The sequence below is a fragment of the Gordonia paraffinivorans NBRC 108238 genome (genome assembly GCF_000344155.1).
Classification (GTDB): Bacteria; Actinomycetota; Actinomycetes; order Mycobacteriales; family Mycobacteriaceae; genus Gordonia; species Gordonia paraffinivorans.
On record NZ_BAOQ01000077.1, the window covers coordinates 1 to 3,629 of the forward strand.

Sequence of the window (3,629 nt, forward strand, 5' to 3'; positions counted from 1 at the left end):
CCCGCGCGGACGCCGTCCACTCAGACGACACGGCGCCATCAGGACGAGAAAAGTCCTGGTGGCGCCGTTTGCGTCCCTGGGGCCGACGATACCCCCGTTTACGCGAAATTCACGCCGACACACCTGATCTCGGCGCGCCGCGCGTGCACATCGCGCGTACGTTGGCGGGTGACGGACCGCGGGGAAGCGATCCGTCCGGGAGGTTCGATTCGTGATTTGCACCAGCATCGCGAGGGGGCCGGCCCCGGTCCTCGTCCGGTTCGGCTGACGCCGGGCACAGACATTCGGACCGGCCGGTCGACTACAGAACTGGTTTGTGCGGGCGCCGCACGAACGTAGGAGCCCCACGTGACCACACGCACCTACGTCCTCGACACCTCCGTGCTGCTGTCCGATCCCTGGGCGGTCATGCGGTTCGCCGAACACCAGGTGGTCCTGCCACTCGTGGTGATCAGCGAACTCGAGGGCAAACGTCACCACCATGAGCTCGGCTGGTTCGCGCGTGAGGCGTTGCGCCTGCTCGACGACCTGCGTCTGGCCCATGGTCGGCTCGACCTCCCGATCGGGATCGGCTCCGAGGGCGGCACGCTGCAGGTGGAGCTCAACCACACCGATCCGGCGGTGCTGCCCGCGGGTTTCCGCACCGACAGCAACGACTCGCGCATCCTGGCGTGCGCCCTCAACCTCCGCGCCGAGGGCAAGGACGTCACGCTGGTGTCCAAGGACACTCCGCTGCGGGTGAAGGCGGGTGCCGTGGGCCTCGACGCGGACGAGTACCACGCCCAGGACGTCGTGGTGTCCGGCTGGTCGGGCATGGCAGAGCTCGACGTCGAGACGTCCACGATCGACGACCTCTTCGCCGAGGGCGTCGTGGACATCGACGAGGCGCGGGAGCTGCCGTGTCACACCGGTGTCCGCCTGCTCAGCTCCTCGTCGAGCGCTCTCGGACGGGTGAACGAGGACAAGCGTGTCCAGCTCGTTCGTGGTGATCGGGAGGCCTTCGGGCTGCACGGCCGGTCGGCGGAACAGCGGGTGGCGTTGGACCTGCTGCTCGACGACAGCGTCGGGATCGTGTCGCTCGGCGGCAAGGCGGGCACGGGCAAGTCGGCGCTCGCGCTGTGCGCAGGCCTGGAGGCGGTTCTCGAGCGCCGGACCCAGCGCAAGGTCGTGGTCTTCCGGCCCCTGTACGCGGTCGGCGGCCAGCAACTCGGCTACCTGCCCGGCGGAGAGTCGGAGAAGATGGGGCCGTGGGCACAGGCCGTGTTCGACACCCTGGAGGGGCTCGCCTCGCCGGAGGTCATCGACGAGGTCCTGAGCAGGGGGATGCTCGAGGTGTTGCCGCTGACCCACATCCGGGGCCGGTCGCTGCACGACTCGTTCGTCATCGTCGACGAGGCGCAGTCGCTGGAACGCAATGTGCTGCTGACGGTGCTGTCGCGGCTGGGCTCGGGTTCGCGCGTGGTCCTCACCCACGACGTGGCACAGCGCGACAACCTGCGCGTCGGCCGGCACGACGGGGTCGCGGCCGTGATCGAGAAGCTCAAGGGGCATCCGCTGTTCGCCCACATCACGCTCACGCGCAGCGAGAGGTCGCCGATCGCGGCGTTGGTGACGGACATGTTGGAGGAGTTCGGCCCCTCCGCGCCGGGAGCGTAGCGAGCGGGCGGGTTGTGGCTGCGCCGGGAGCGTAGCGAGCGGGCGGGTTGTGGCTGCGCCGGGAGCGTAGCGAGCGGGCGGGTTGTGGCTGCGCCGGGAGCGTAGCGAGCGGGCGGGCACACCCCTTCGACCGTAGAGGCCGCGCCGGGTCCTGGGACAGGGCTCGGCGCGGCCTTCTCGTGTTCGGCGGTCTCTTGATCCGATCCTGACGGCACCGTGATCGTCACGTGACTCACGGCCTCTTGCGCACTGTCACACTGGTGTGGTGCTGAAGTTACTGATGAGGCGAATGAGGTTATTGGGACTAGTGGTGATCGCGGTGCTGGCTGCTTGTGCCGGTGGAGCGGGCCATGCATTCGCCGAACCGGAAACGACCACTCCGTCGACGCCGACCACTCCGGCGACCCCGTCTCTGCCGGGCACGGGCCCGGGAGGCCTGGGCATCGGCCTGTTCGACGAGATCCTCGACAAGCTCGCCGGGGACACTGGATCGGCGGACGGTGAGGGCCCCGGCGCCCCCGGCGCCGGCGCCGGGGGTGACACCTCGCAGATGATCATCGTCACCGCGCCGAAGGCGACCGACAACAAGGGCACGCTGACCGCGTTCGAGCGCGGCGCGGACGGCAGTTGGAAGCCGGTGATCGGCCCGACCGAGGCCTACCTGGGTGAACTGGGCATGGGGGAGCCGCAGGACAACGTCTACCGCACGCCGCAGGGGACCTTCGCGCTCGATCAGGCGTTCGGCCGGCAGGAGAACCCGGGCACCAAGATGCCCTACATCAAGGTCGATCAGCAGGACTGGTGGGATTCGAATCCGAAGTCTCCGACGTACAACACCCATGTCCGCCAGGCGCAGAGCCCCGGCGGTGACAGCGAGAACCTGTACAACTCGGGTCCGGTGTACGACTACGCGGTCAACATCGCGCACAACCCGCAGCGGATTCCGGGCAAGGCCTCGGCCATGTTCCTGCACGTCTCGAACAATCAGCCGACCATGGGGTGTGTCGCCATCGAGCGCGAGGTCATGAAGGACGTGCTCGTCTGGCTCGACCCGGCCAAGAACCCGAAGATCACCATCGGGGTGAACCAGGAGGCGCCGGCCGACGAGGCCCCCGGGGCCACCCCTCAGACAACTCCGGGCACCACGCCGCCGACGTCTCCCGAGGCCCCCGGGGCCACCCCTCAGACAACCCCGGGCACCACGCCGCCGTCGTCCCCCGAGGCGCCCGGCGCGGACCTGCTGACCGCTCTGCTCTCGCAGCTGGTCGAAGTGGCGCCCTCGCTGTTCGGGCTCGGGACCGCACTCGGTGCCGGGGTCGCGGGCTGACCCGCGCCTGACGGCTCACGAAACGTCGAGCGACGCCTGAGGCCCGCGTGTCTCAGGCGTCGCTGATGCTGAACCGGGCCTGGCGGCAGCCGGGACAGAAGATCTCCTCGGCCCCGATATGCCAGCCGGATGCACGGGCCAGATCGTCGATTCCCTCTTGGGGGACATTTCGATGCACCGTGAAGACGCGCCCGCAGCTGTCGCAGTACCGGTCTGCCGAGCCCTCGGTCTCGGGTGACAGGGGTGAGACGGCTGTCATGGATTCTTCCTCTCGGACGATCGATGGTTTCCAGTGTGCCGAAATATGACCTGGATCTCATAGGCCTGAATGGCAGTCCAACTGGCATTTCGTTCGATCGGAGGACACCGTTACAGTCAATTCCGGCAACGGTCTCTGATACGGATCGCCGGAGTGGTGAATTGTCTTTCCGGGTGTCCGTGGAGATTCATGCACGGGTCGATCGGGCTGATTCACCGGTGTGGTCCAGCGGGTGGCCGTGGGTGCCGTGGACTGCCGGTATCGGCGATTCCGTGCATCGGGTGGTCGAGCAGCGCGGTGTCGGTCCGGTTGTCGACGACGTGATTCGTCTCGTTCGACGAGAACTGATTGGCAGGGGAAAATCGCGAATTTCCCACCTTTTGTGGC

4 protein-coding genes are annotated in these 3,629 nt (G+C 67.8%); 3 read left to right on the plus strand and 1 reads right to left on the minus strand.

Going from position 1 to position 3,629, the window contains the following annotated elements:
• Positions 1 to 348: 348 nt before the first annotated feature.
• Both phoH2 and GP2_RS20670 read left to right on the plus strand, forming a co-directional pair.
• Positions 349 to 1,656: an RNA 5'-3' helicase PhoH2 gene (gene phoH2 / locus GP2_RS20665; protein WP_006902601.1), complete on the plus strand. Its 1,308-nt coding sequence runs from the start codon at positions 349 to 351 to the stop codon at positions 1,654 to 1,656.
• Between the two features lie 289 nt (positions 1,657 to 1,945).
• Entirely contained in the window at positions 1,946 to 2,983 is a 1,038-nt protein-coding gene (locus GP2_RS20670; protein WP_006902602.1) for a L,D-transpeptidase family protein, read from the plus strand.
• A gap of 52 nt (positions 2,984 to 3,035) precedes the next feature.
• On the opposite strand, the gene GP2_RS20675 is transcribed toward GP2_RS20670, so the two are convergent.
• Positions 3,036 to 3,242 carry a hypothetical protein gene (locus GP2_RS20675; RefSeq protein ID WP_006902603.1) on the minus strand — a complete coding sequence of 69 codons (207 nt, stop codon included), beginning with the start codon at positions 3,240 to 3,242 and terminating at the stop codon, positions 3,036 to 3,038.
• Between the two features lie 23 nt (positions 3,243 to 3,265).
• On the opposite strand from GP2_RS20675, the gene GP2_RS22000 reads away from it, so the two are divergent.
• Positions 3,266 to 3,629, plus strand: a 364-nt coding sequence (locus GP2_RS22000) for a hypothetical protein (protein ID WP_217997259.1), incomplete at its 3' end; no start/stop codon positions are given.

Excerpts from the sequence above, each read along its gene's own strand:
- GP2_RS20675 (WP_006902603.1), bottom strand. The coding sequence starts at position 3,242 with ATGACAGCCGTCTCACCCCTGTCACCCGAGACCGAGGGCTCGGCAGAC.
- GP2_RS20670 (WP_006902602.1), top strand. The coding sequence starts at position 1,946 with ATGAGGTTATTGGGACTAGTGGTGATCGCGGTGCTGGCTGCTTGTGCC.